Origin of the sequence: Pseudonocardia sp. ICBG1034 (assembly GCF_020131375.1) — a bacterium.
Taxonomy (GTDB): domain Bacteria; phylum Actinomycetota; class Actinomycetes; order Mycobacteriales; family Pseudonocardiaceae; genus Pseudonocardia; species Pseudonocardia alni.
On sequence record NZ_JAHLEK010000023.1, the window covers coordinates 811,044 to 836,514 of the forward strand.

The following is a 25,471-nucleotide window of genomic DNA, read 5'->3' on the forward strand; positions in this document are numbered from 1 at the left end:
GGCCGTCGGTCGGGTGCGCGGAGCGGTCAGCCGCCGTCGCGGACGGCCTGCTCGATCCGGTCGCCGATGTTCTTGTCGACGTTGCGCCAGTACTCGAAGGCGCGCTGCAGGACGGGCTCGGACACGCCGTCGAGCAGGTGCCCGGCGACGTTGCCGACGAACCGTTCGCGGGCGGCGTCGTCGAAGACCTCGCGGACCATGATCCCTGCCTGGCCCCAGTCGTCGTCGGACTCGCGCAGCGAGTACGCGCTGCGGACCATGTCGCCGTCGGCGTACCAGAGGGCCTCGGAGACCCGCTTCGGGTCGGCCGCCGGGCCGCCGTAGGAGTTCGGCGCGTAGATCGGGTCACGGGTGTTCGTGATCCGCATGGCGCCGTCCTTCTGGTAGTTGTTCACCTCGCTGCGGGGCGCGTTGACCGGGATCTGCTTGTAGTTCACGCCGAGCCGGGCGCGGTGGGCGTCGGCGTAGGAGAACCCGCGGGCGAGCAGCATCTTGTCCGGCGACAGCCCGGTGCCGGGCACCAGGTTGTTCGGCTCGAACGCGGCCTGCTCCATCTCGGCGTGGTAGTCCTCGACGTTCCGGTCCAGCGTCAGCTTCCCGACCTTGATCAGCGGGTAGTCGCTGTGCGGCCACACCTTGGTCAGGTCGAACGGGTTGTACCGGTAGGTCTTCGCGTCGGCGAACGGCATGACCTGCACGTACAGCGTCCAGGACGGGTGGTTGCCCGCCTCGATCTCGTTGTAGAGGTCGGCCTGGTGGTAGTCGGGGTCCGAGCCGGCGAGGGTGTCGGCCTCGTCCTGGGTCAGGCACTCCACGCCCTGGTCGGACTTGAAGTGGTACTTCACCCAGACCATCTCGCCGGCCTCGTTGATCCAGCTGTAGGTGTGGCTGGAGTAGCCGTTCATCTGCCGCCAGGTCTTCGGGATGCCCCGGTCGCCCATGAGCCAGGTGACCTGGTGCGCCGACTCCGGCGACAGCGTCCAGAAGTCCCACTGCATGTCGTGGTCGCGCAGGTTGTTCGCGACGCGCCGCTTCTGGCTGCGGATGAAGTGCTGGAACTTCATGGGGTCGCGGACGAAGAAGACCGGCGTGTTGTTGCCGACCATGTCCCAGTTGCCCTCGGTCGTCCACAGCTTCAGCGAGAAGCCGCGCGGGTCGCGCCAGGTGTCGGGGCTGCCGCGCTCACCGGCGACGGTCGAGAAACGGATCACGCCACGGGACTCGACGCCCGGCTGGAGGAACGCGGCCTTGGTGTACTGCGAGACGTCTTCGGTGGTCTCGAACCGCGCGAACGCCCCACCGCCCTTCGCGTGCGGCTGACGCTCCGGGATGCGCTCCCGGTTGAAGTTCGCCATCTGCTCGATGAGGTAGTGGTCGTTGAGCAGGAGCGGGCCGTCGGGGCCGATGGTCAGCGAGTGCTCGTCGCTGGCGACCGGGCTGCCGGAGTCCGTGGTGGTGGGCTTGGGCTGGTGCGACGTGGTCACGGCCGAGCCTCCTCGTGCGCGTGGTGGGTGGGGCGGGCGGGGGGTGCCCCGCCGGGTCGACCGGGACGCTCCCGCGGCTGCGCGGCCGCGTCGCGGTCGGCGGTGTTCGGTCCTCAGGGACTTCCCGCAGGGTCCCGGACGAAACCCGGAACCGGTGCGCGACGACGACGGGGCGCGGGCCAGGATGGGGTCGTGCCCGACACCGCCGCCACCGCACCCCGCGCCGGCCCGGGTGCGTTCGCCGACGTGCTGCGCCTGCCCGGGGTCGGTGCGATCACCGCGATCGGCATGGCCGCCCGCATCCCCGCGACGGCCGTCGGCGTCACCCTGACCCTGCACACCGTCACCACGCTCGGCTACGGCTTCGGCGCCGCCGGGCTCGTCGCCGCCGCGGTCCCCACCGGCATGGCGATCGGCGCCCCGCTGCTCGGCACGATGGTCGACCGGCACGGGCTGCGCCCGGTCCTGGCGCTGACGATGACGGCGGGCCTGTTGTTCTGGTCGGTGGCGCCGCTGCTGGGCTACGCCGGTCTGCTCGGCGCCGCCTTCGTCGCCGGCATCCTGACCCTCCCGGTGTTCTCCCTGGTCCGGCAGGTCATCGCGGCCGCCGTCCCGGCCGGACGACGCCGTCCCGCGTTCGCGCTGGACTCGATGACGGTCGAGATCTCCTACATGACCGGGCCCGCCGTCGGGTCGCTGCTGACGGTGTGGCTGGGCTCGGCGACGACGATGCGCGTGATCGGCGCCGGGTTCGTCCTGGCCGGGATCGCGCTGTGGCGGCTCGACCCACCGGTCCGCGCCGACGGCGACGGGGCCGCCCGCACCGGCCCCCGCCCCCCGCTGCGCAGCTGGCTGACCCGGCCGCTGGTCGGCGCGCTGCTGGCGGTGACCGCCGCGGTGATCGCGATCATGGGCACCGAGTTCGCGTTCATCGCCGCCCTCACCTCCTCCGGGCAGGCGTGGGCGATCGCGCTGGTCAACGCCGTGTGGTGCCTGGCGTCACTGGTCGGCGGGTTCCTCTACGGCAGCGCCCGCCGCGGCCTCCCGCTGCCGCTGCTGCTCGCCGCGCTCGGGCTGGCGACGCTCCCGGCGGCGCTGGCCTGGTCGTGGTGGAGCCTGCTGTTCCTGCTGCTCCCCGCGGGTCTGGCGACCGCGGCGACGCTCGCGGCGGGCAGCGCCGCGATCGGGGACCTCGCCCCGGACCGGGTGCGTGGCCTGGTCACCGGCCTGCAGGGCTCCGCGACGACGCTCGGCATCGCCATCGCGACCCCGCTGGCGGGGGTTCTGGTCGACACGGCCTCCCCCGGCGTGGCGATGCTGGCCTGCGGGTCGGTCGCGGTCGTCGCCGCCGGGGTGGCGGCGCCGCTGCTGCGCGCCCGCGCCTGACCGGTCGGGATCGCACGGCCGTCGGCGTCTCCGCGATGCACCTGCATCTCGACGTGCGAGCGGTCGACGAGCGGTCGCGCAAGTCGGACACTGAGAGCGCCCACAGACGATCGGCGCAGGGCACCGTCCGGATGCGGCGGGCAGGTGTGCCCCTCGGGCAGACTGGATCGAGTGAGCGCACCGCCCCGCCCCGACTCCGAGACCCAGCCCATCCCGAGTGGGCGGCCCCGTCGTCGGGGAGGTCGGGTGCGCTGGGGGTTCGCGCTGGTCCTCGGTGCCGCCGCCGCGCTCGCGACGCTGCCCGACCTCGTCGGTCTCGACGCCCATTCGCCGTTCGCGCAGGTCATCGCCTTCCGGCCGCTGATGGTCGCCGCGCTCGGCGTGCTGGTGGTGGTCGGCCTGCTGATCACCCTGGCCGCCCGCCGGTTCTGGCCGGTGCCGGTCGTCCTCGCGCTGGTCGCGCTGGTCGGCGCCGCGATGGTGCTCCCCCGCACCGTGGCAGGCCCCGCCCCCACCGGCGGGACCCCGCTGAAGGTGCTGGCGCTCAACGTCTACGAGGGCAACGCCGACACGCAGTCGCTCGCCGCCCTCGTCGCCGCGGAGAACCCCGACGTCGTCTCGATCCCGGAGGCCGGCGGCCGCTACGAGAGCGAGATCGCGCCGCTGCTGGAGCCGCTGGGTTACCGGACGGCGTCCAGCGTCGACCGCTGGGACCGCGACGTCACCGGCAACACCGTGGCCTGGTCGGACCGGCTCGGCGACGTCCGCACCCGGATCGGCAAGGACGTCCGCTTCGACTACATCGAGATCACCGGCGGCGGCCTGGGGAACCTGCGCTTCGTCGCGTTCCACTCCGTCGCCCCGGTCCCGCGCTCGGTCGGACAGTGGCGCTCGGACCTGGAGACCGTCGCGAAGTGGTGCTCCGGGGCGAGCCCGGCGATCGTCGCCGGCGATTTCAACGCCTCGCTCGACCACTCGGTGTTCCGGGACGCGATCCAGGGCTGCGGCGACGCGGGCTCGCAGACCGGCAACGGGCTGGCCGGGACCTGGCCGACCTGGGCGCCGTCGTGGCTGGGGCCGCAGATCGACCACATCGTCTACAACGGCGGGATCGCCGCCGAGTCGTTCGGGACGCGGCTGGTGCCCGGCACCGACCACCGCGCGATCGTGGCGACGCTGCGCCTGCCGTAACAGTCAGTCCGGAATGTCGAACTCTCCCGCCTTGACCCCCGAAAGGAACGCCGTCCACTCATCCGGCGTGAAGATCAGCGTGGTGCTTCGGCTCTTGCTGTCCCGCAACACGATGTCTGCTCCCGCGGCGATCGCCACCTCGACGCAGTTCTCGGTTCCGGAGTACGAACTTTTCCGGAAAGCGACCTGATCAAGGTCACGGTGGTCCGTCACCCGCGTCGGCCCCCTCGTAGTGGCGATGTGCGACGGAGTGTAGCCCGCGAACACGGAGAGGTGAACACGATCGACTGAGAGGTCGTCCGAGCTAGTCAGCCCTCGTTCGCGATGATGCCCTCGATGAGAGCGACCGCTTGACTGTCATGCAGAGCCGAACCAGCGAGGACGTCGAACTGCCTCTGGTAGCTGGCGACGTCTGCGGGGTCGCGCAGGTAGGTCGAGCCCGCTCGACCCTCGATATAGACAACGTCCTGGTCCCGATCGTCGAGAAAGGTCATGACGACGAACGGCCCGCCGATCGCGGCCGGGACGGCAAGTGCGGCAGGTACGACTCGAACCCGCACGGTCTTACGACCGTCGGTGATCTCATCGGCCAACGCCTGCAGCTGTCCCTTCATCGTCTCGGCGGATCCGAAGCGACGACGCAGAGCGATCTCACCCAGCACGACGTCGATCTCCAAGGGGTGCGGTTTGTCGAGATGCCTCTTGCGGAGCATCCGGAGTTGCACCAGGCGTTCCCGCTCCTGCTGATCGCGCTCCGGAAAGAAGGCATCGACGACAGCGGTGGCGTACTGCGGAGTCTGCAGAAGACCAGGGACAAGGTCCGGCTCGAACGACACGAAGCCGGCCGCGAAGCTCTCGTACTCCATGTACGTGCCCACATGCTCAGCAGTCATGTCACTGTTGATCACGTCGCGATACGGCTTGAACCACTCCTGACGCCTGCTGTCTGACAGCAGCGACAGCAGGCTCTCGCGAGTGGAGGCGTCAATGGTGGCGTATTCTGAATAGATCTCCAACAGCTTCTCGATGTCGACGACACGAGCCGGCGTAGTGCCGTTTTCCAGCCGACTCACCGTCGCCTGCGACCGCTGCAATCGTTGACCGACATCCGACAGGCGCAGACCGGTCTGCTCCCGCAGTCGACGAAGCTCGACGCCCAGCCGCCTCCGCGCAGCCGAAGGGCTGACCCGCCCGGCAGAAGAGAGTGGGGGGTGGGCGTTCGGCTGACTTGAGTCAGACACGGGACTCCTCGGAGGGGCACGACGCTCGACCGAAACATCGTCGTGAAAATTCAGTGGGCAACCGTGTAATCGACTAGTCACCACCCAGAGGTACGGCTCACACTCATCTTCAAAGCGAACGGTGCCAGACGAGCGACAGGTGGACGACCCTTACATTGTCCACCCCCAGACAGGACACGCAGCAAGGCAAGCGGTCAAGGTGATGAGCCGAGCGGTCGTTGGCCAGTGCTGATGCCTGGGATCTAGGACGCCCGTGCCACGCCAGACCCACGAGGTTCGAGCGCTCGTCCGCCAAGGCGGCTCGACCGCTACCCACACCACCTCGACCCCTGTCGCAGGACGTCGGTCCAGCCCTACCCACTCCTGACGACCTGACCGACTTAGGTTGTGAAATTTCATGAAGCGATCCCATAATGGCTTCACACTGTCCATACGGGTCGGGTGGTCACCGTGCTGTGGAGCGTCGTCGTCACTGGAATCCTTATTCTCGCCGGATTGGCTGTGATCGTCGGCCTGCTCGATGACCATGCGACGCGGACGGCCTGGCATGGCATCTCGATCGCCCGTCGCCGGAACGGGGACGTCTCTCGGGCCCAGTACACGCGGCAACAGGAACTCGAGAAGTGGGAGGACGATCTCACAGCGTGGGAGATCGAGTTGCGCGCCTGGGACGGGCGACTGCGAGCCACCGCGGATCGCTCGCCTCCCGACCCCGGACCGACTCCGACCCTGCCCGGGCAGGTGGACTTCGAGACCGAGGACGACCGTGAGGCACGCACGGAGCCGTTCCGGGCCGAGCCCGAGGAACCCGGGAACGAGCAGACCGCCTGATCGCACTTCTCGCGAGACGATTCGGCGAACCTGTCCGGGCCCGCACACGACGACGGCCGCCACCCCGGGCTCCGGGACGGCGGCCGTCGTCGGTACGGAGGAGGTCAGCCGGCCGCGGCGACCGTCTCCGCCACCTCGTAGGTGTTCAGGGCGGCACCCTTGCGCAGGTTGTCCCCGCACACGAACAGCTCCAGGGTGTTCGGGAAGTCCAGCGACTGCCGGATCCGGCCCACCACGGTCGGGTCCCCGCCGACGGCGTCGGCCGGGGTCGGCCACTCGCCCGCGGCCGGGTCGTCCTTGACGACGATCGTCGGCTGCGCGCCGAGCACCTTACGGGCGGCGTCCACCGGGACCTCCGAGGAGAAGGTGGCGTGGATCGCCAGCGCGTGCGTGGTGACGACCGGGACGCGCACGCAGGTCGCGGAGACCTTCAGGTCCGGGATCCCGAGGATCTTGCGGGACTCGTTGCGGACCTTCAGCTCCTCCGAGGACCAGCCGTCGTCCTTGAGGGAGCCGGCCCACGGCACGACGTTGAGCACCAGCGGCGCCGGGAACGGCGAGTCGCCGCCGACCGGGATGCCGGCCTCGGTCAGGACGGCCGCGACGTCGCCGGCGGCCTTCCCGAGGTCCTTGCCGGCGACCGCGGACAGCTCGGCCTGCAGCTGGTCGATGCCGGGCTGGCCGGCACCCGACGCGGCCTGGTACGACGACACGACCAGCGCCTCGAGCCCGAACTCGCGGTGCAGCGCACCCATCGCCGCCATCATCGACAGCGTCGTGCAGTTCGGGTTGGCGATGATCCCCTTGGGCCGCTCGGTCACCTTCTCCGGGTTGACCTCGGGCACGACGAGCGGGACCTCGGGGTCCATCCGGAACGCGCCGGAGTTGTCGACGGCAATCGCGCCGCGGGAGGCGGCGATCGGCGCCCACTCGGCGGAGACCTCGTCGGGCACGTCGAACATCGCGATGTCGACGCCGTCGAAGACCTCGGGCTTCAGCTCCAGGACGGTGATGTCCTGGCCGCGGACCGTCAGCACCTTGCCGGCGCTGCGGGCCGAGGCGATCAGGCGGATCTCGCCCCACGGCACCGACTCGCGGGAGTCGATGATCTCGATCATGGTGGTGCCGACGGCACCGGTCGCGCCGACCAGCGCGAGAACGGGCTTGTCCATGGCCATGTCAGCTCACCGGCCCGTTCCGGCGGCGACCACCGCGTCGTCCTCGGCGCCGAGCTCGAACGCCTCGTGCAGCGCCTGCACCGCGTCGTCGAGCTGGTCGGAGCGGCAGATCACCGAGATCCGGATCTCCGAGGTGTTCATGGTCTCGATGTTGATCCCGGCGTCGGAGAGCGCCTCGCAGAACTTCGCGGTGACGCCGGGGTGGTTGCGCATGCCCGCGCCGACCAGGGACACCTTGCCGATGTCGTTGTCGTAGATCAGCTCGGCGAACCCGATCTCGTCCTTCGCGCGCTCCAGCGCCGCGACGGCGGTGTCACCGTCGGTGCGGGGCAGCGAGAAGGTGATGTCGGTCTTCTTGTCCGACACGTTGGAGATGTTCTGCAGCACCATGTCGATGTTGATCTCCGCGTCGGCGACCGTGCGGAAGATCTTCGCCGCCATGCCGGGGGTGTCCGGCACCCCGGTGACGGTGATCTTGCCCTCGGACCGGTCGTGGGCGACGCCGGTGATGATCGGATTCTCCAACGGGATCTCCTCGATCGAGCCGGAGACCAGGGTGCCCGGCTTGTCGTTGTAGGAACTGCGCACCCGCAGCGGGACGCCGTAGCGGCGGGCGTACTCGACGGCGCGCAGGTGCAGCACCTTGGCGCCGGACGCGGCGAGCTCGAGCATCTCCTCGTAGGTCACCGTCTCGAGCAGGCTCGCCTTGGAGACGATCCGCGGGTCGGCGGTGTAGACGCCGTCGACGTCGGAGTAGATCTCGCAGACGTCGGCGTTCAGCGCGGCCGCGAGTGCGACGGCGGTGGTGTCCGAGCCGCCGCGGCCCAGCGTGGTGATGTCGCGGGAGTCCGCGCTCATGCCCTGGAAGCCGGCGACGAGCACGATGTGCCCCTCGTCGAGGGCCTCACGCAGGCGCCACGGGTTCACCTCGGTGATGCGGGCGTCACCGTGCTTCGAGGTGGTGAGCATGCCCGCCTGCGAGCCGGTGAACGACCGGGCCTCCGCGCCGAGGGCGTGGATCGCCATCGCGACGAGTGCGTTCGAGATCCGCTCACCGGAGGTGAGCAGCATGTCCATCTCCCGCAGCGGGGGCTTCGGGGAGATCTGCTCGGCGAGATCGGTCAGCTCGTCGGTGGTGTCCCCCATGGCGGACACGACGACGACGACATCGTGGCCCTCCTTGCGGGTACGGACGATGCGCTCGGCGACCTTCTTGATCCGCTCCGCGTTCTCGACCGACGAACCGCCGTACTTCTGCACGACGAGGGCCACGCCGACCTCCAATCCTGGCTCCGCGGTGGGAGCCGTCGGGTGCTCTCTCTTCGACCGCCGGGATGCGCAGGTGACGCATCGGCGGCGTTGGTCGGAACGGAACAGTACCGGCGAGCGCCGTCCGTTTTCAGGATCTGGACGGTCACCGATGACCCAGACCACACGGGCTCGCCCGCGGACCCCCCGCTCGGGTATGCGCGCGGGCCGCTCGGCCCCGGACCGGGGGCTCAGGCCCGGGCGGGCTGCTGCCTGCCGCGGTGCCGACGGACCGCGTCGGTGTTGCCGCAGCGTGCGCTGCAGTACCGCTGCCGGCCGTTGCGGGAGACGTCGGCGTAGACGCGGGCGCAGCCCTCGGCGGCGCACCGGCCGAGCCGGTCCATCCCCCGGGTCGCCAGATGGGTGGCGGTGCCGGTCGCGAGCAGGGCGCGCAGCACACCGGCCAGGCCCAGACCGTCGTCGCGGTGGTGCAGGTGCCAGTGGCCGTCGTGGTCGGTGAGGCGTGGCGGCCCGGTCGACTCGGCGAGCAGGGCGTTGAGCAGCCGTGCCCGCTCCGCCCCCGGCTCGGCGTCGACGACCCCCTCCCACCGGCGCAGGAAGTCGAGCACCGTCGGCAGGTCGGCGCCGACCGGGTCCCAGTCGCGCGTCACCCCGGCGGCGAGACAGCGCGCGACGAGCTCCCCGGTCGACGACGGCGGCGCGTTCACCAGGTCGGCGGCGAGGAGCACCGGATCACGGCCGTAAGGGTTGATGTGCACTGACCCATTACAGCAACGTCGTCGGCGTGAGTACACCCCTGGACCACGAGTGGGAGACGACGTCGCGGCACCGCACCTCCGACGGCGTCGTGAGCTACCAGCGCTGCCGGTGCGGGGCGTGGCGGATCCGGCTACGCCCGGACCGGGCGGGCGGACCGCGGACCCTCGCCCCGGCCGAGCGCGGGTAGGCCCCTTCAGGCGGCGGGACGCGCCAGGCGCTCGACGGCCGCGGCGATCTCCAGCAGGGCGCGGTCGGCGCCGTGGCGCGCGACGAGCTGGACCCCGACCGGGAGCCCGTCGGGGGTCCGGCCGAAGGGCACCGAGACGGCGGGGCAGCCGGTCACGGTGATGAGGTACGCCGAGCGCATCCAGTCCAGGTAGGAGGCCATCGGGACGCCGTCCACGGTGGCCGGGAACTCCTGGTCGGCCGGGAACGGCGGCACCTGCGACACCGGCAGCACCAGCACGTCGTGCTCGGTGAAGAACTCCCGCATCCGCTGGGCGAGCGTCGTGCGGCGCTGGTACGCGACGGCGACGTCAGCGCCGGTCAGCGCCTCGCCGGCCCGGATGTTCGCGGCCAGCGAGGCCTTGAACTCCTGCGGGTGCACGGCGAGCTGCATGCCGAACCGGGCCTGGAAGTGCCAGGCGCGCAGGGTGCGGAAGCACTCGTCGGCGCCGGTCAGGTCGGGCGCGGTGCCCGACACCGCCGCCCCGGCGCCGGACAGTGCGTCACCGGCCGCCTCGACGACCGCGGCGACGGAGCGGTCCACGGTGAACGCGCCACCGAGGTCGGCCGACAGCGCCACGCGCAGCCCGGCGAGCGGGACCGGGCGCAGCGGCGGGGCGAAGGTCTCCCCCTGGTCGCCCAGTGCGTGCGGGGCGCGCGGGTCCGGACCGGCGAGCACCGACAGCAGCAGCGCGGCGTCGTCGGCGGTGCGGGCCATCGGCCCCCCGGTCGACGTGGTCTCCCACATGTTCGACGACGGCCACTCCGGCACCCGTCCCCACGAGGGCCGCAGCCCCACGACCCCGCAGAACGACGCCGGGTTGCGCAGCGAACCGCCCATGTCCGAGCCCTCGGCCAGCGGGACCATCCCGGCCGCCAGCGCGCACGCCGCGCCGCCGGACGACCCACCCGCGGACCGCGTCGGGTCGTGCGGGTTGACCGTGGTGCCGAAGACGCGGTTGAACGTGTGCGAACCGGCCGCGAACTCCGGCACGTTGGTCTTGCCGATCGGCACCACGCCGGCGGCCCGGATCCGCTCGACGATCAGGTCGTCGGTGTCGGGGACGTGGTCGGCGAACAGCGGCGAGCCGTAGGTCGTCCGCCACCCCGCGACGGCGTGGGTGTCCTTGAACGCGAACGGCAGCCCGTGCAGCGGCCCGACCGGCGCACCGGAGGCCAGCCGCTCGTCGGCGGCGGCGGCACCCGCCCGCGCGCGCTCCACGTCGAGGGAGACGACCGCGTTGAGCTCGGGGTTGCGGGCCTCGATCCGGGCCAGGTGCAGGTCCATCAGCTCGCGGGCCGAGATCTCCCGGGCGCGCAGCGCCGCGACCTGCTCGCGGGCGGTCGAGGCGACCGTGACGGTCACCGCGACCGCACCCGGACGGCCCCGACGCCGGCGGGTCGGGTAGTGCTCATGGGTGGTGCTCCTCCGGGCCGGACGGGTCCGGCGTCGCGGCGCCGGTACGTCCCGGCATCCTGCCACCGCACCCGCGCCCGGCGGGGGGACGTGTCAGACCCGGCGCAGCAGCCGCACGACCACCGTGGTGATGATCAGCCACAGGATCGCGGCGACCCCGTAGTTCAGCGTGACGGCCATCTTCGGCTGGGACGGGGTGAACAGGTCACCGAGACCGAGGTTCAGCTGGGCCGCCCAGGAGGACACGAACTCGGTGAGGAAGTTCGCCGGGTTGGCGTCGAGCAGGGTCAGCACGATGTGCGCGACCAGGATGGCCACGATCACCAGGCCCACGATCCGCACGATCGTCGCGATGATGCCCATGCCCTGCCGCACGGTCGTACCCACGGTTGCCGCCATCACAAACCCCTTCGTCACGGACGGCGTCATGGTTGCACCGCCGCACCCTCACTGCCCTTCCAACGAGGGGAAACGCCGCTGGTTGTGATCACTTCGTTGCGAGCCGGGACTCGGGGGCCGGGTTCGACCGTGCGGGTGGTGACTTGCCGCGCAACGGGGGTTCGGGTCTACGGTGGGAGGCATGGCGCGCCTGCTCCTTCGCCGCCGCGGCGGGGTCTGAACCGACCGGCCCCTCGTCGCGGGGTTTCGCGTGTCCGCCGGTCGCCACGACGGCACGACGACGGAGCATTCCCGTGACCACCTCTCCCGACGCCTACGAGGCCCGCGCCCGCAGCAACGTCCGCACCCCCGAGGGTGCGCCGCACGCGGCCCAGCCCGCCTGGAACCGCCAGCGCGGCTCGCAGATGCCGGTCCACCGGTACAAGCCCTTCCATCAGCTGGTCGAGCCGGTCTCGCTGCCCGACCGCACCTGGCCGGACAAGGTCATCGACACCGCGCCGCTGTGGTGCGCGGTCGACCTGCGTGACGGCAACCAGGCGCTGATCGACCCGATGAGCCCGCTGCGGAAGCGGCGCATGTTCGACCTGCTGGTACGCATGGGCTACAAGCAGATCGAGGTCGGCTTCCCGGCGGCGAGCCAGACCGACTTCGACTTCGTCCGCGAGATCATCGAGCAGGGCGCGATCCCGGAGGACGTGCAGATCCAGGTCCTGACCCAGGCCCGCCCGGAGCTGATCCAGCGGACCTTCGAGGCCTGCGAGGGCGCGCACTCGGCGATCGTCCACCTCTACAACTCGACGTCGATCCTGCAGCGCCGGGTCGTCTTCCGCTCCGACCGCGCGGGCATCACCAAGATCGCCACAGACGGTGCGGAGGAGGTCAGCGCGTTCGCCGAGAAGTACCCGGCGACCGACTGGACCTTCCAGTACTCGCCGGAGTCCTACACCGGCACCGAGCTGGAGTACGCCGTCGAGATCACCAACGCGGTGAGCGCGATCTGGCAGCCGACGCCCGAGCACCCGATGATCGTCAACCTGCCGGCGACGGTCGAGATGGCGACGCCGAACGTCTACGCGGACTCCATCGAGTGGATGCACCGCAACCTGGCCCGCCGCGACTCGCTGGTCCTGTCGCTGCACCCGCACAACGACCGCGGCACCGGCATCGCCGCCGCCGAGCTGGGCTACCAGGCCGGCGCCGACCGGATCGAGGGCTGCCTGTTCGGCAACGGCGAGCGCACCGGCAACGTCGACCTGGTCGCGCTGGGCATGAACATGTTCACCCAGGGCGTCGACCCGCAGATCGACTTCTCCGACATCGACGAGATCCGCCGCACCGTCGAGTACTGCAACCAGCTGCCGGTGCACGAGCGCCACCCGTGGGGCGGCGACCTGGTCTACACCGCGTTCTCCGGCTCCCACCAGGACGCGATCAACAAGGGCTTCGCCGCGATGGAGACCGACGCCGCGGAGGCCGGTCACCCGGTCACCGACCACACCTGGGAGGTCCCGTACCTGCCGGTGGACCCGAAGGACATCGGCCGCACCTACGAGGCCGTCATCCGGGTCAACAGCCAGTCCGGCAAGGGCGGCATCGCCTACATCATGAAGACCGAGCACCAGCTCGACCTGCCGCGCCGGCTGCAGATCGAGTTCAGCCACGTCATCCAGGCCTTCACCGACACCGAGGGCGGCGAGGTCGAGCCCAAGGCCATGCGCGACGCGTTCGACGTCGAGTACCTGGGCCGCGAGACCCCGCTCAAGCTGGTGCGCCACCGCATCCACAGCGACGGCGAGGGCCGCGACGAGATCGTCGCGACCGTGCGTGTCGAGTCCGACCTGCACGAGATCGCCGGGTCGGGCAACGGGCCGATCGCGGCGTTCGTCGACGCGCTGGCCGGGATCGGTTTCGACGTGCGGGTGCTCGACTACCACGAGCACGCGATGGGCGGCGGTGACGACGCCCGCGCCGCGGCCTACGTCGAGTGCGCCGTCGAGGAGAAGGTGTTCTGGGGCGTCGGGATCGACAGCTCGATCACCAGCGCCAGCCTCAAGGGCGTCGTGAGCGCGATCAACCGCGCCCTGCGCTGAGTCCGCGGACCCCTCCCCGCCTGCCCCCAGGGTCACCCTCGTAGCGCTCTAAGCCACGAGAGTTCCCCTGGGGGCACCGCGGGCCCGGGGTCAGCGGCCGATCGCGTCGCCGAGGGTGATCTGCTGGTCGGGGACCTCCGGGCCGCCACCCGGACCGACGGCGGCGTCGGCCTCCTCCGCGGTCACCTCGTGCGGGGTGATGCGCCCGTCGCGGATCGCCTCGGCGTGGTGGCAGGCGACCCGGTGCCCCGAGGTGTCGCCGTCGAGCACGCGCAGCTGCGGGCGCTCGGTGGAGCACCGGTCGTCCTGGCGCCACGGGCAGCGGGTGTGGAACCGGCACCCGGACGGCGGCGCGGCGGGCGAGGGCAGGTCCCCGGACAGGAGGATCCGCTCGCGGGTGTCCTCCACGGTCGGGTCCGGCTGGGGCACGGCCGAGAGCAGCGCCCGGGTGTAGGGGTGCAGCGGGCCGTCGTAGAGCGCGCGGGCGGGCGCCTCCTCCACGATCGACCCGAGGTACATCACCCCGACCCGGTCCGACACGTGCCGCACGACGGCCAGGTCGTGCGCGATCACCAGGTAGGTCAGGCCGAGCTCGCGCTGCAGCGAGCGCAGCAGGTTGAGCACCTGGGCCTGCACCGACACGTCCAGCGCCGAGACCGGCTCGTCGGCGACGACGAGGTCGGGCTCCACGCACAGGGCCCGGGCGATCCCGATGCGCTGACGCTGCCCGCCGGAGAACTCGTGCGGGTAGCGGCGCAGCGCGGACTCCGGCAGCCCCACCGCGCGCATGAGCTCGGCGAGCCGGTCCGGACCGGCCTCGATCCCGTGCGCGGCCAGGCCCTCGCGCAGCAGCGACCCGACCGACTGGCGCGGGTCCAGGCTGGACATCGGGTCCTGGAACACCATCTGGAACCGGCGGCGCATCCGGCGCAGCGGCTCCCCCTTCAGCGCGGCGACGTCGGTGCCGTCGAAGGACACCGTGCCCGCGGTCGGCTCGGTGAGCTTGAGGATCGCTCGCCCGAGGGTCGACTTGCCGCAGCCGGACTCGCCGACCAGGCCGTAGGTCTCGCCGCGCTCGATCCGCAGCGAGACGCCGTCGACGGCCCGGACGTGCCCGACGGTGCGCTGCACCAGCACACCCCGGGTGATCGGGAAGTGGACCTGCAGGTCCTCGACCTCCAGCAGGGGGCTCATGCCGTCGCTCCGATCGGCTCGGGATTGTGGCAGCGCAGCAGCCGGCCCGCCTCGTCGTCGGCCACCGGGGTGACCGAGGTGCAGGTCTCCAGCGCCCGCGGGCAGCGCGGCGCGAACGCGCAGGCGTGGTCCCAGGGCAGGTTGTCCGACACCGACCCGGTGATCGCGGGCAGCTCCGCGGCGGGGTCGGAGTCCAGCCGCGGGATCGACCGGATGAGCCCCGAGGTGTACGGGTGGCGCGGGTCCCCGAACAGGGCGTGCCGCTCCGCGCGTTCCACGACCCGGCCGCCGTAGAGGACGTTGACCCGGTCGCAGAGCCCCGCGACGACGCCCAGGTCGTGCGTGATCATGATCAGTGCCGTTCCCGTCTCGGCGACGAGTTCGCGCAGCAGCTCCAGGATCTGGGCCTGGATGGTGACGTCGAGGGCGGTGGTCGGTTCGTCGGCGATGAGCAGCTTCGGCCGGCAGGCGAGCGCGATCGCGATCAGCGCGCGCTGGCGCATCCCGCCCGACATCTGGTGCGGGTAGGCCGACACGCGTCGTGCCGGGTCGGGGATGCCGACCCGCTCCAGCAGGGCGACGGCCTCCGTACGCGCCTCGTCCTTGCTCATCCCGCGGTGCCGGGTGAGCGCCTCGGTGATCTGGACACCCACCGGGACGACCGGGTTCAGCGACGACAGCGGATCCTGGAAGACCATCCCGATGTCGCGGCCGCGCCGCTCGCGCAGCTCGGCGTCGGACAGGGTGAGCAGGTCGACGGACTCGTCCCCGGAGGAGAACAGCACCGAGCCGCCCACCCGGGGGGTACGGCCCGGCAGCAGTCCCATGATCGCCAGGGAGGTCACGGACTTGCCGCAGCCGGACTCGCCGACCAGGCCGACGACCTCGCCGGGGCGGACGTCGAACGACACACCGTCGACGGCGACGACGTCGGCCTCGCCTTTGCGGACGAAGCGCACGGACAGGTCCTGGACCTGCAACAACGGGTTCATCGGAGGTGTGGTCATCTCCGGCCTTTCGGGTCGATGGCCTCGCGCAGCGACTCGCCGAGCAGCGTGAACCCGAGCGCGACGACGATGATCGCGATCGCCGGGTAGACCGCCAGCCCCGGCCGGACGTCGAGGTAGGGCTGCGCGGAGGCGAGCATCAGGCCCCACTCGGCGCGGGCCGGGTCGGCGTCGCCGAGGCCGAGGAAGGACAGCGCGGCCGCGTCGAGGATCGCCGTCGCCAGGGTCAGCGTGGCCTGCACGATCACCGGGCCGATCGCGTTGGGCAGCATGTGCCGCAGCACGACCGCCCGTCGCTTCACGCCGAGCGCGGTGGCCGCGAGGACGTGGTCGGAGTCGCGCTGGGCGAGCATCGACCCGCGCAGCAGCCGCGCGAAGATCGGCACGTTCACCAGCGCGACGGCGATGATGACCGTGGTCTGGCTGGGCCGGGCGGCCAGCGCCGCGACCGAGATCGCGAGCAGCAGCGACGGGATCGACAGCAGCACGTCGGTGACGCGCATGAGGACGGTGTCGATCCAGCCGCCGAACGCGCCGGCGAGCACGCCGATGACCAGGCCCGCCGCGAGCCCGAACACGGTCGCGAGCACGCCGACGAGCAGGGTCTGACGCGACGCCAGGATCATCCGGGAGAACTCGTCGCGGCCGTTCTGGTCGCTGCCGAGCAGGAAGCCGGGCTGCGGTCCGGGGATCGAGCCGGGGCGCAGCTGGTCGAGCAGCTGCGGGAACGCCTGGGCCGGGTCGTGTGGGGCCAGCAGCGGCGCGAACACCGAGACCAGCACGAACACCCCGATGATCACCGCCCCGACGATCGCGGTGGGGCTGCGGCGCAGCCGGCGCAGTGCGTCCGCGGACAGGCTGCGGCCGGCGGTGTCGTCGATCCGGTCCTTCCGCCGCTGCGCCCAGGTGGTCGGTGCGCTCATCGCAGCCTCACCCTCGGGTCGATCACGGCGTAGGACAGGTCGACGAGCAGGTTGACCAGCACGTAGATGAGTGCGCCGAGCAGCACCACGGCCTGCAGCCGCGGGTAGTCGCGGCGCTCGATGCCCTCGGCGATCAGGGTGCCGATGCCGGGCCGGTTGAACACCTTCTCGGTCAGCACCGCACCGGCGAGGAGCAGGCCGGTCTGCAGACCGATCGTCGTCGAGACCGGCAGCAGCGCGTTGCGCAGCACGTGCCGGCCGCGGACGGTGCCCGGCGCGAGCCCCTTGGCGTTGGCGGTGCGGACGAAGTCGGACTCCAGCACGTCGAGCACCGAGGCCCGGGTGATCCGCACGATGACGGCGAGCGGGATCGTGGCGAGGGTGACGGCGGGAAGCACGAGGTGCAGCAGCGAGTCCCAGCTGGCGTCGAACTCGCGGGTCAGCAGGCCGTCGAGGGTGGGGAAGCCGGTGACCGAGGTGGCGTCGATGCCGGTCGACTGCAGTCCGGACGGCGGGAACAGGCCGAGGTCGACGGCCAGGAACTGCTTGAGCACGTAACCGAGGAAGAACACCGGCACGGCGACGCCGACCAGGGTCCCGACGATGGTCAGGTTGTCCCAGATACCGCCGCGGTGGCGGGCGGCGAGGTAGCCCAGCGGGATCCCGAGGGCGACGGCGAGCAGCAGCGCCGACAAGGACAGCTCGATCGTCCCCGGCAGCGCGCGGCCGAGCTCGGTGATCACCGGGTCACCGGTGACCAGCGAGGCGCCGAAGTCGCCGGTCAGCGCCCGGCCGAGGTAGTGCAGGTACTGGATCGGGATGGGCTGGTCCAGGCCCAGCGTCTTGTTCAGTGCCGCGATCGACTCCGGGGTCGCCTTGTCTCCGAGCAGCGCACCGGCCGGTCCGCCGGGCAGCGAGCGCAGCCAGGCGAACAACAGCACGGACAGGATGAGCAGCGTCGGGACGACCTGGAGCAGGCGGCGCGCGACGAAGCGCAGCATGCGTGGATGTCCTCAGTGGTGGGAGGCGGGACACGCGACCGGGCGCCGCGGGGTCACCGCGGCGCCCGGGGCACGGTCAGTTCTTGCTGACGGAGACGAAGCGCTCGTCGGTCAGCGGCGACGGGATCACGCCCTGCACGTTCGGTCCGACGACGATCGCCGGGCCGGTGGTCAGGATCGGCACGGCCGGCAGGTACTTGGCCATGATGTCCTTGTTCGCCTGCTGGTACGCGGCGGCGTGACCGGCCGGGTCCGGGATGGAGTCGGCCTTGGCCAGCTCGGCGAACATCGCCGGGTCCTGCGGCCCGAACTCGGCCTTCTCCCGGCCGAAGAACGTGCCGACGAAGTTGCCGGCGTCGTTGTAGTCGCCGGTCCAGCCGAGCATGTGCAGGTCGTGCTTGCCCGCCTTCTGGACGTCGTCCTTGTAGCCGCCGTTCCACGGCCGCGCGACGGGGTTGACCGTGATGCCGACGGCCTTCAGGTTCGCCGACATCGCCGAGAACAGGTCCGCCGGGTTCGGCATGTAGGGCCGGGTGATCTCGGTCGGGTAGTAGAAGTTCAGCGTCAGGTTCTGCGCGCCGGCCTCGGCGAGCAGCTGCTTGGCCTTCTCCGGGTCGTACGGGTACTGGGTGACGTCGTCGGCGTAGCCCGCGACGGTCGGCGGCACGAACTCCTTCGCGACCGCGGAGCCCTCGGGCATCTTGGTGCGGACCAGCGACTCGCGGTCGATGGCGTACGCGAGCGCCTGGCGGACCCGCAGGTCCTTGAGCTTCGGGTTGTTCTTGGTGTTGATGCCCATGTAGAGCAGCGAGAACGGCTGGCGGATCAGCACCTGGTCACCCTGGTCCTTCAGGGTCTGGTAGTCCGCCGGGGACGGGTAGTCGTAGCCGTCGATGGTGCCGGCGGCCAGCTCCTGCTTGCGGGCGTTCTCGTCGGGGATGATCTTGAAGATGAGCCGGTCGAGCTTCGCCTTCTCGCCCCAGTACTGGTCGTTGCGGACCAGGGTGATCGTGTTGTTCGCCTTGTCGAAGCTCTCGAACTTGAACGGCCCGGTGCCCGTCGGGTGCTCGTTCGCATAGGCGGGGTAGGTGAAGGAGTCACCACTCTGGGTGACGGCGTCGGCGTCGTACTGCTTGAGCGCCGCCGGGCTGGAGATCGAGAACGACGTGAGGCCGAAGGCGGCCGGGAACGCGCCCTTGAACTTGTTCAGCGCCAGGACGGCGGTGTTCGGGCTCTGTGCCGTGCAGGACTTGTACAGCGGGGCGCCCGAGGCGTCGCCCTCGTTCTTGGCGAAGCCCTCGAAGACGTCGCCGTAGTAGATCATCTGGCTCTGCGCCGCGGCGCCCTTCATGGTGAACCAGCGGTCGAAGTTCGCACAGACCGCGGTCGCGTCGAGCGGCGTGCCGTCGTGGAACGTGACGCCCTCGCGGAGGGTGAACGTCCAGGTCTTGCCGTCCGGCGTGGACGTCCACTCGGTGGCCAGGCCGGGCTCGAGCTCGGTGGTCCCGGGCTTGTAGGTGATCAGCGTGTCGAACATCTGCCGGGCCGGGCGGAAGCTCTCGCCGTCGTCGTTGAAGATCGGGTCGAAGTTCTTCGGCGCACCCGCGGCGCCGAACACGAACGTCCCCCCGGCGGCGTCGCCACCCGCTCCGCGCTCCGAGCTCGCGCAGGCGGTCATGCCCACTGCGAGCACGCCCGCCATGACCGCCGTCATCCACCGTCTGCGCATTCCGGTCCCCTCGTCGGCAGAGGCGTCCACCCGATGTGTGCGTGCGGACACCTGATGACGGGGAAACCTATAGCGGTCCGTTACCAACCGGTAGACCCTTGCGTCACGATAGTGCTACGAACTGGTACGCACGTCCCGTTCGCCCGGACCGTCGTCGACGGCCGACCGGTGCGCGTCCCGGTGGGCCGACACCGCGGCCCGCGAGGCGTCCTCGCCGAGCGCGGCGGCCCGGACCTCGTCGAAGACCTCGCGGTAGGTACGCAGGTCGGCGGGCGACTCCAGGAACGACTCCCCCGCGTGCCCCTCGGTGTGGACGACGTCGGGGCCGAGCTCGTCGGGGACGGTCAGGATCGCGAAGCGGCCGGCGTGCGCCCGCTGCGGCCCGGCGCCGAACGGGAGCACGCGCAGCGTCACGTCGGGCAGGCCCGACAGCGTGAGCAGCCGGTCGAGCTGCTCGGCCATCACCGCGGGGCCGCCGGTCGCGCGGGCGAGCACGGCCTCGTCGACGACGGCGTCGAGCACCAGTGGCGGCGTCGCGGTGAGCGCCTCGTGGCGACGTCCGCGCAGCCGCACGAGCTGGTCGATCTCCCAGTCCGGGCGCCCCGGGAGCCGGGCACGCAGCGCGGCGTGTGCGTAGGCGGGCGTCTGGAGCAGCCCGTGCAGCACGGTCAGGTCGAACGCGGCGACGGCGGTCGCGTCGGACTCGGCGGCGGCGTAGCGCCCCGGCGACGGCAGGAAGTGCGGGTCACTGCGCAGGCCCTCGGTGAACGGCTCCCACCAGCCGCGGGTGCGGCTCTCGGTGACGAGCCGCTCGAGCATCTCCGCCTCGACCCCGGCGACTCCGCCGTAGACCTCGACCAGCGCGGCGACGTCGGCCGGGCGCGGCACCCCCTTGCCGTTCTCCAGCCTGCTGATCTTCGACGTCGAGCAGCCCACGCCACCCGCGGCGTCCTCCAGCTTCAGACCGGCGTTGACGCGCAGCCTGCGCAGTTCGGCACCCAGCCGTCGTCGCGCGCCGGTCGGCTCCTGCTCCACCTCGCGCTCCCTCCGTGGCCCCGCCGTGCAATCTACAGTTCTGTGCAATTCCCTGTGTCTGCAATTGCACAGACCCGTGTCGTCGTGCATCCTGGACTCACCCGGACGTGACGGCGGACACACCGATCGTGGCGACCGGGGACCATGGACCGACCGCGACACACGAAGGGAGATGGACATGATCCGCAGGACGCAGGTGCCGCACACAGGCACGCACCACAGCGCCCGTACCGGGCAGTGGTCGCCGTGATCGCGCTGGTGGTGGTGGCCCTGGCCGGGCTGGCCACGCTGGTCGTCTCGGCGATCGTGATCGGGGTGACCGAGCGGCGCCGGAGCGAGGCGTGGCGCCGGATCGCCGAGCAGCGACGCCGGGAGTGGGAGCGCAGGCAGCGCCAGCTCCACGGCCGGCCGCACCACGTGGACGCGTGGGGCGACGAGGATTCCGACTGACACCGCTCTCGGGACCCACCGGGAAGGAAGGACGGCGCAGCGGCGGGGGGTTGCTGCGCCGGGTGGCCGGTCACGGCCGGGGCGACGCGCCCTGGACGGACCGGCCCGTTCTGTGTCCGGGGGCTAGAGGGCCCGCCGGCCGGCGAGCGCGCGGCCGAGCGTCATCTCGTCGGCGAACTCCAGGTCGCCGCCCATCGGCAGGCCGGACGCGAGCCGCGTGACGCTCAGGCCCGGGAAGTCGCGCAGCAGCCGGACCAGGTAGGTCGCGGTCGCCTCGCCCTCGGTGTTGGGGTCGGTCGCGATGATGACCTCGGAGATCTCGGTCTCGTCGGTCGCCGGACCGGTGCCGCCGAGGCGGGCGAGCAGCTCGCGGATCCGCAGCGTGTCCGGGCCGATCCCGGCCAGCGGGTCGAGCGCACCGCCGAGCACGTGGTAGCGCCCCTTGAACTCCCGGGTCCGCTCGACGGCCAGGACGTCCTTGGGCTCCTCGACCACGCACACCAGTGTCGGGTCGCGTCGCGCGTCGGAGCAGTAGCGGCAGCGGGTGTCCGACGCGACGTTGCCGCACACGTCGCAGAATGCGACGCCCTGCTTGACCGTCTGCAGGACCTCCTGGAGCCGGTTGATGTCGGCCGGGTCCGCGGCGAGCAGGTGGAACGCGATGCGCTGGGCGCTCTTCGGACCGACCCCGGGCAGGCGTCCCAGCTCGTCGATCAGGTCCTGGACCGGTCCTTCGAACACCTCAGGCGCCCGGGAGGCCCAGGCCGCCCATGTCGAGACCGCCGGCGAGCGGACCCATCTTCTCCTGCTGCAGCTCCTGCGCACGGCGGACCGCGTCGGCGAGCGCGCCGGCGACGAGGTCCTGCAGGGTCTCGACGTCCTCGGGGTCCACGACCTTCGGGTCGATCCGCACCGAGCGCGGCTCCAGGCCCGCGGTGACGGTGACCTCGACCAGCCCGTTCCCGGCCTGGCCGGTGACCTCGGCGGTCGCGAGCTCGGCCTGGGCCTGCTGGAGCTGCTGCTGCATCTTCTGGGCCTGCTGCAGGATCATCTGCATGTCGGGCTGACCGGGTTGCACGCGTACCCCTCGCTGTCGGGTCCGGCTCGCGCGATCGGGGGCTTCCCCGGCGCGACCGGCGCGGACGTGTCCTTCTCCCAGCGTAGACGTGTCAGGCTGACCGACCGTGCGCGCCCTGATCCGTTCCGCCACAGCCGTCCTCCCGGCCGTCGTCGCGCTGCTGTGCGCCGGCTGCGGCGCAGCGGCACCGGCTCCGCCCTCGGTCGACGCGACCCCGGTACCGGCCGCGACGACCCGTTCGCTGCCCACCACCCCGGCGCCGGTCCCCGCCCCCGTCGTGCTGCTCGACCCCGGGCACAACGGCGGCAACGCCGCGGACCCGGCCGCGGTGAACCGGCCGGTCCCCGACGGGCGCGGCGGGACCAAACCGTGCAACACGACCGGCACCTCCACGAACGCCGGCTACGCCGAGCACACCTTCACCTGGGACCTGGCCGGGCGGGTGCGGTCCCGGCTGGAGGCCGCCGGTGTGCGGGTGGTGCTCACCCGCTCCGACGACGACGGCGTCGGCCCCTGCGTCGACGCCCGCGGTGCGGCGGGCGGCCGGGCCGGTGCGGCGCTGGCCGTGTCGCTGCACGCCGACGGCGCGGCGGCCTCGGCCCGCGGGTTCCACGTCGCGTACGCGGAGCCCGCGGTGCACGGGACCGGACCGGCGTCGCTGCGCCTGGCCACCGGGCTGCGGGACGCGCTCCGCTCGGCCGGGTTCGCCCCGGCCGGTTACATCGGCCGCGACGGTCTCGACGGCCGCGAGGACCTGGCCGGCCTGAACACCTCGACCGTGCCGACCGCGCTGGTGGAGGCGGGCAACATGCGCAACGCCGGCGACGCCGCCGTGCTCACCGACCCCGCCGGGCGGGACCGGATCGCGGCGGCGGTGGCCGCTGCGGTGCTGGCACAGCTGCGCCGCTGACCATCTGCGCCCCGGCCACCACCCGTCCGGGCCGGGGGTCAGCGCGGGTCGATCGCGCGGGCCCCCAGGTGCGAGGTGAGGATCTCCAGCGCGGCGGCCTCGGGGTCCCGACGGGAGCCCGGCGACGCCGCCTCGGCCGCGGCCTCGGCGAGCATGTCCTCCTCCTCGGCGGCCTGGTTCCGTACCGGGGCGGGTCGTGCGCCCGGACCGTCGCCCCCCTGCGGTCCGGCATCACGAGGGTCCGGCGGTGCGTCCTCCGGCGGCGGCTCCGGCGGCAGCGGGACGTCGGGGTCCCCCGCGGGACGGCGGGTGGGCCGCCCGCCCTGCTCGCGCTGCGGGGCGTCGCGCTGGGAGGGGCGCTGCGGCACCGCCCGCTGCGCGCGTTCCGGTGTGGCGGCGCGACGCGCGGTCGCGGCCTCCCCGGTGTCGCAGTGGACCCGCCACTGGACCCCGAGGACGGCGCGCAGCGCATCGGCGATCACGTCGGTGTTGCGCGCCTCGGACAGCCGCCGGGCCAGCGGCGGGGCGCCGATCGCGAGGACCAGGGTGTCGCCGTCGACCGCCCGGACGGTGGCGTTGACCAGCAGCGCCTCGGTGCTGCGGCTGCGCTGACGGACGGCGGCGAGGATCTCCGGCCAGACCCGGCGGACCGCCGTCGCGTCCAGCGACGACGCCGACGACACCGGCTGCGCCGACTCCGGCGGTACGGCGTCGGCGGGGGCACCGTCGCGGGGCGGGGCGGGGCGACGGGCCGGGGCCTCCTGCGCGGCGGGCTCCTCGGTCCCGCCCGCTCCCGGCCCGTCCGCCCGGCGACCGTCCGCCTGCCGCCCCTCTGCGGCCGGGCCGTCCGTACCCGGGCCGTCCGCAGCAGGTCGGTCGGCAGCCGGGCCGTCCACCGGGGCCGGGCCGGCGGTCGCCGGAGCGCGTTCCGCGGAACGCTCCGCGCCGGACTCCGCACCGGCGGAGGGAGCAGCGGGCCTGCCCGAGGACGCCGCCTCCGTCGCGGCGCCGCCCGGTCCGCGTGGCCCGGTCGCCTCCTCGGCGTGGGGTGCCGTGGCGCCCACCGGACGGTTCCCGGCATCCGCGGACGCGGGGCCACGACCGGAGGCCTCACCGCCCCGGTCCTGGGGGCCGGCGCCCTGGCGGGCACCGGGGGCCGTTGCCGGGGCGGCAGCGGTGGCCGTGGCCCGGCCGTCGTCGCGTTCCGCGGAACGCCCCGCGTCCGCCTCCGACCCGGTCCCCGCCGGCTCCGGGGCGGTGGGTACCGGGGCAGAGGCGTCCGGGGCGGGCTCGGCGGGCCGCGGCGGTGCCGGGGCGGGCACGGCCATCGGGGCCCCTGCCTCGCGTTCCGCGGAACGCGACGGTGCGCCGCCGGTCGGCTCCGGGGTGGCCGGGCGCTCGCTGGGCCGGACGAACCGCTTGGCGCCGCCGCCGTCGTCGGCCGGGCCGGCGGGGCCGGGCGCGATCGCGTTGCGCCGCTCGATGCGCTCCAGACGTTCGAGCAGCCCGCCGTCGGAGGTCGTGGCCGCCGGGAGCAGCATCCGCGAGACCAGCAGCTCCAGCAACAGCCGCGGGGCCGTCGCCCCGCGCATCTCGATCAGACCCTGGTGCAGGATCTCGCCGTAGCGGGTGAGGGTGGCCGGGCCGAGCCGGGCGGCCTGGTCGGCCATCCGGGACAGCTCGTCCGCGGCGCCGTCGACCAGTCCCTGCTCGGCGGCGTCCGGCACGGCCTGCACGAGCATCAGGTCGCGGAAGCGCTGCAGCAGGTCCGAGGCGAAGCGACGGGGGTCGTGTCCGGCCTCGACGAGCCGGTCCACCGCGCCGTAGACGGCCGCGCCGTCGGCCGCGGCGAGCGCGTCGACGGTGTCGTCGATCAGGCCGGAGTCGGTCACCCCGAGCAGCGCGACCGCGCGCTCGTAGGTCACCCCCTGCGGCCCGGCGCCGGCGAGCAGCTGGTCCAGCACCGACAGCGTGTCCCGGGCCGAACCGCCCCCGGCCCGGATGACCAGCGGGAACACCGGCGGCGCGACGGTCACCTGCTCCTCGCCGCAGATCTTCTCCAGCAGCACGCGCATCGTGCCGGGCGGGATCAGCCGGAACGGGTAGTGGTGGGTCCGCGACCGGATCGTCGGGAGCACCTTCTCCGGCTCCGTCGTCGCGAACACGAAGACCAGGTGTTCCGGGGGCTCCTCGACGATCTTGAGCAGCGCGTTGAAGCCCTGGGTGGTGACCATGTGCGCCTCGTCGACGACGAACACGCGGTAGCGCGACTCGGCGGGCGCGTAGAACGCCCGGTCACGCAGCTCGCGCGCGTCCTCGACACCACCGTGCGACGCCGCGTCGAGCTCGACGACGTCGATGCTGCCCGACCCCTCGGGGGCGAGCGCGATGCACGAGTTGCAGACGCCGCAGGGATCCGGGGTCGGCCCCTGCTCGCAGTTCAGCGAACGCGCCAGGATGCGGGCCGAGGACGTCTTGCCGCAGCCCCGCGGCCCCGAGAACAGATACGCATGGTTGATCCGCCCCGCGGTGAGGGCGGTGGCCAGGGGCTCGGTGACGTGCTCCTGCCCCACGACGTCGGCCAGCTTGGCCGGGCGGTACTTGCGGTACAGAGCCAGAGCCACGAGGGGAAGGCTACCCAGGGGGTCCGACACTCCGGGGACCCGCTCGGAGA

General features: G+C 72.4%; 24 protein-coding genes and 1 pseudogene. 7 read left to right on the top strand and 18 right to left on the bottom strand.

Features of this window, described 5'->3' with window-relative positions:
- Nucleotides 1-26 precede the first annotated feature (26 nt).
- Nucleotides 27-1,484, bottom strand: coding sequence for a catalase (locus KPF22_RS28230; protein ID WP_208823374.1), 1,458 nt, complete (start codon nt 1,482-1,484; stop codon nt 27-29).
- Between the two features lie 192 nt (nt 1,485-1,676).
- On the opposite strand from KPF22_RS28230, the gene KPF22_RS28235 reads away from it, so the two are divergent.
- Both KPF22_RS28235 and KPF22_RS28240 read left to right on the top strand, forming a co-directional pair.
- Entirely contained in the window at nt 1,677-2,870 is a 1,194-nt protein-coding gene (locus KPF22_RS28235; RefSeq protein WP_224403799.1) for an MFS transporter, read from the top strand.
- 246 nt (nt 2,871-3,116) lie between these two features.
- Nucleotides 3,117-4,061: an endonuclease/exonuclease/phosphatase family protein gene (locus tag KPF22_RS28240; protein ID WP_224403800.1), complete on the top strand. Its 945-nt coding sequence runs from the start codon at nt 3,117-3,119 to the stop codon at nt 4,059-4,061.
- A 3-nt stretch (nt 4,062-4,064) separates the two neighbouring features.
- Here the strand turns inward: KPF22_RS28240 and KPF22_RS28245 are convergent, their stop codons facing one another.
- Both KPF22_RS28245 and KPF22_RS28250 read right to left on the bottom strand, forming a co-directional pair.
- Complete coding sequence (locus KPF22_RS28245) at nt 4,065-4,274, bottom strand: DUF397 domain-containing protein (protein WP_224403801.1); 210 nt, start codon at nt 4,272-4,274, stop codon at nt 4,065-4,067.
- A 95-nt stretch (nt 4,275-4,369) separates the two neighbouring features.
- Nucleotides 4,370-5,302 carry a helix-turn-helix transcriptional regulator gene (locus KPF22_RS28250; protein ID WP_224403802.1) on the bottom strand — a complete coding sequence of 311 codons (933 nt, stop codon included), beginning with the start codon at nt 5,300-5,302 and terminating at the stop codon, nt 4,370-4,372.
- A 441-nt stretch (nt 5,303-5,743) separates the two neighbouring features.
- Here KPF22_RS28250 and KPF22_RS28255 point away from each other — a divergent pair, with 441 nt between their 5' ends.
- Complete coding sequence (locus KPF22_RS28255; protein WP_224403803.1) at nt 5,744-6,133, top strand: hypothetical protein; 390 nt, start codon at nt 5,744-5,746, stop codon at nt 6,131-6,133.
- A 104-nt stretch (nt 6,134-6,237) separates the two neighbouring features.
- Here KPF22_RS28255 and KPF22_RS28260 read toward each other — a convergent pair whose 3' ends face one another.
- The 3 genes from KPF22_RS28260 to KPF22_RS28270 all read right to left on the bottom strand — a co-directional run bounded on the left by KPF22_RS28260 (nt 6,238) and on the right by KPF22_RS28270 (nt 9,338).
- The gene (locus tag KPF22_RS28260; RefSeq protein WP_224403804.1) at nt 6,238-7,311 is read right to left on the bottom strand and encodes an aspartate-semialdehyde dehydrogenase; all 1,074 of its coding nucleotides are present in this window, start codon (nt 7,309-7,311) and stop codon (nt 6,238-6,240) included.
- A 6-nt stretch (nt 7,312-7,317) separates the two neighbouring features.
- On the bottom strand, nt 7,318-8,583 hold the full coding sequence (locus KPF22_RS28265; protein ID WP_208826282.1) for an aspartate kinase: 1,266 nt from the start codon (nt 8,581-8,583) through the stop codon (nt 7,318-7,320).
- A gap of 227 nt (nt 8,584-8,810) precedes the next feature.
- Nucleotides 8,811-9,338 carry a CGNR zinc finger domain-containing protein gene (locus tag KPF22_RS28270; RefSeq protein ID WP_224403805.1) on the bottom strand — a complete coding sequence of 176 codons (528 nt, stop codon included), beginning with the start codon at nt 9,336-9,338 and terminating at the stop codon, nt 8,811-8,813.
- Nucleotides 9,339-9,364: 26 nt separating this feature from the next.
- On the opposite strand from KPF22_RS28270, the gene KPF22_RS28275 reads away from it, so the two are divergent.
- Nucleotides 9,365-9,526: a hypothetical protein gene (locus tag KPF22_RS28275; RefSeq protein ID WP_224403806.1), complete on the top strand. Its 162-nt coding sequence runs from the start codon at nt 9,365-9,367 to the stop codon at nt 9,524-9,526.
- 6 nt (nt 9,527-9,532) lie between these two features.
- Here KPF22_RS28275 and KPF22_RS28280 read toward each other — a convergent pair whose 3' ends face one another.
- A complete protein-coding gene (locus tag KPF22_RS28280; protein ID WP_224403807.1) occupies nt 9,533-10,930 on the bottom strand; it encodes an amidase in 1,398 nt (465 codons plus the stop codon).
- Between the two features lie 144 nt (nt 10,931-11,074).
- The gene (locus KPF22_RS28285; RefSeq protein ID WP_073575761.1) at nt 11,075-11,380 is read right to left on the bottom strand and encodes a hypothetical protein; all 306 of its coding nucleotides are present in this window, start codon (nt 11,378-11,380) and stop codon (nt 11,075-11,077) included.
- Between the two features lie 293 nt (nt 11,381-11,673).
- Between KPF22_RS28285 and leuA the strand changes: the two genes are divergently transcribed.
- The gene (gene leuA, locus KPF22_RS28290; protein WP_224403808.1) at nt 11,674-13,470 is read left to right on the top strand and encodes a 2-isopropylmalate synthase; all 1,797 of its coding nucleotides are present in this window, start codon (nt 11,674-11,676) and stop codon (nt 13,468-13,470) included.
- Nucleotides 13,471-13,560: 90 nt separating this feature from the next.
- Here the strand turns inward: leuA and KPF22_RS28295 are convergent, their stop codons facing one another.
- From KPF22_RS28295 to KPF22_RS28320, 6 genes are all read right to left on the bottom strand, one after another.
- Nucleotides 13,561-14,664 (bottom strand): ABC transporter ATP-binding protein, encoded by a 1,104-nt coding sequence (locus tag KPF22_RS28295; RefSeq protein ID WP_208826288.1) that lies wholly within the window; start codon nt 14,662-14,664, stop codon nt 13,561-13,563.
- On the bottom strand, nt 14,661-15,671 hold the full coding sequence (locus KPF22_RS28300) for an ABC transporter ATP-binding protein (RefSeq protein WP_305080367.1): 1,011 nt from the start codon (nt 15,669-15,671) through the stop codon (nt 14,661-14,663). The genes KPF22_RS28295 and KPF22_RS28300 overlap by 4 nt, the downstream gene beginning before the upstream one ends.
- Nucleotides 15,668-16,594: an ABC transporter permease gene (locus KPF22_RS28305; RefSeq protein WP_062399557.1), complete on the bottom strand. Its 927-nt coding sequence runs from the start codon at nt 16,592-16,594 to the stop codon at nt 15,668-15,670. Before KPF22_RS28305 ends, KPF22_RS28300 begins: the two co-directional genes overlap by 4 nt.
- Nucleotides 16,591-17,595: an ABC transporter permease gene (locus tag KPF22_RS28310; RefSeq protein WP_062399555.1), complete on the bottom strand. Its 1,005-nt coding sequence runs from the start codon at nt 17,593-17,595 to the stop codon at nt 16,591-16,593. The genes KPF22_RS28305 and KPF22_RS28310 overlap by 4 nt, the downstream gene beginning before the upstream one ends.
- A gap of 76 nt (nt 17,596-17,671) precedes the next feature.
- Nucleotides 17,672-19,324, bottom strand: coding sequence for an ABC transporter substrate-binding protein (locus tag KPF22_RS28315; RefSeq protein WP_374107534.1), 1,653 nt, complete (start codon nt 19,322-19,324; stop codon nt 17,672-17,674).
- A 114-nt stretch (nt 19,325-19,438) separates the two neighbouring features.
- Nucleotides 19,439-20,359, bottom strand: coding sequence for a helix-turn-helix transcriptional regulator (locus tag KPF22_RS28320; RefSeq protein WP_224403809.1), 921 nt, complete (start codon nt 20,357-20,359; stop codon nt 19,439-19,441).
- 237 nt (nt 20,360-20,596) lie between these two features.
- Here KPF22_RS28320 and KPF22_RS28325 point away from each other — a divergent pair, with 237 nt between their 5' ends.
- The gene (locus KPF22_RS28325) at nt 20,597-20,809 is read left to right on the top strand and encodes a hypothetical protein (RefSeq protein ID WP_224403810.1); all 213 of its coding nucleotides are present in this window, start codon (nt 20,597-20,599) and stop codon (nt 20,807-20,809) included.
- Nucleotides 20,810-20,932: 123 nt separating this feature from the next.
- Here KPF22_RS28325 and recR read toward each other — a convergent pair whose 3' ends face one another.
- Both recR and KPF22_RS28335 read right to left on the bottom strand, forming a co-directional pair.
- Nucleotides 20,933-21,550: a recombination mediator RecR gene (gene recR / locus KPF22_RS28330; RefSeq protein WP_062399547.1), complete on the bottom strand. Its 618-nt coding sequence runs from the start codon at nt 21,548-21,550 to the stop codon at nt 20,933-20,935.
- A gap of 1 nt (nt 21,551) precedes the next feature.
- Nucleotides 21,552-21,866: a YbaB/EbfC family nucleoid-associated protein gene (locus KPF22_RS28335; RefSeq protein WP_060713646.1), complete on the bottom strand. Its 315-nt coding sequence runs from the start codon at nt 21,864-21,866 to the stop codon at nt 21,552-21,554.
- A 127-nt stretch (nt 21,867-21,993) separates the two neighbouring features.
- On the opposite strand from KPF22_RS28335, the gene KPF22_RS28340 reads away from it, so the two are divergent.
- Nucleotides 21,994-22,797, top strand: a complete 804-nt coding sequence (locus KPF22_RS28340; protein ID WP_224403811.1) for an N-acetylmuramoyl-L-alanine amidase — start codon at nt 21,994-21,996, stop codon at nt 22,795-22,797.
- 38 nt (nt 22,798-22,835) lie between these two features.
- Here the strand turns inward: KPF22_RS28340 and KPF22_RS33745 are convergent, their stop codons facing one another.
- Both KPF22_RS33745 and KPF22_RS33750 read right to left on the bottom strand, forming a co-directional pair.
- Nucleotides 22,836-23,693: a hypothetical protein gene (locus tag KPF22_RS33745; protein ID WP_374107542.1), complete on the bottom strand. Its 858-nt coding sequence runs from the start codon at nt 23,691-23,693 to the stop codon at nt 22,836-22,838.
- Nucleotides 23,694-23,804: 111 nt separating this feature from the next.
- Nucleotides 23,805-25,421: pseudogene (locus KPF22_RS33750) on the bottom strand (DNA polymerase III subunit gamma and tau); the annotation flags it as partial.
- Between the last annotated feature and the right edge of the window lie 50 nt (nt 25,422-25,471).

Coding starts and splice junctions, on each gene's coding strand:
- KPF22_RS28260 (WP_224403804.1), bottom strand. CDS start 7,311: ATGGCCATGGACAAGCCCGTTCTCGCGCTGGTCGGCGCGACCGGTGCC.
- KPF22_RS28285 (WP_073575761.1), bottom strand. CDS start 11,380: ATGGCGGCAACCGTGGGTACGACCGTGCGGCAGGGCATGGGCATCATC.
- KPF22_RS28295 (WP_208826288.1), bottom strand. CDS start 14,664: ATGAGCCCCCTGCTGGAGGTCGAGGACCTGCAGGTCCACTTCCCGATC.
- KPF22_RS28300 (WP_305080367.1), bottom strand. CDS start 15,671: ATGACCACACCTCCGATGAACCCGTTGTTGCAGGTCCAGGACCTGTCC.
- KPF22_RS28305 (WP_062399557.1), bottom strand. CDS start 16,594: ATGAGCGCACCGACCACCTGGGCGCAGCGGCGGAAGGACCGGATCGAC.
- KPF22_RS28310 (WP_062399555.1), bottom strand. CDS start 17,595: ATGCTGCGCTTCGTCGCGCGCCGCCTGCTCCAGGTCGTCCCGACGCTG.
- KPF22_RS28315 (WP_374107534.1), bottom strand. CDS start 19,324: ATGCGCAGACGGTGGATGACGGCGGTCATGGCGGGCGTGCTCGCAGTG.
- KPF22_RS28335 (WP_060713646.1), bottom strand. CDS start 21,866: ATGCAGATGATCCTGCAGCAGGCCCAGAAGATGCAGCAGCAGCTCCAG.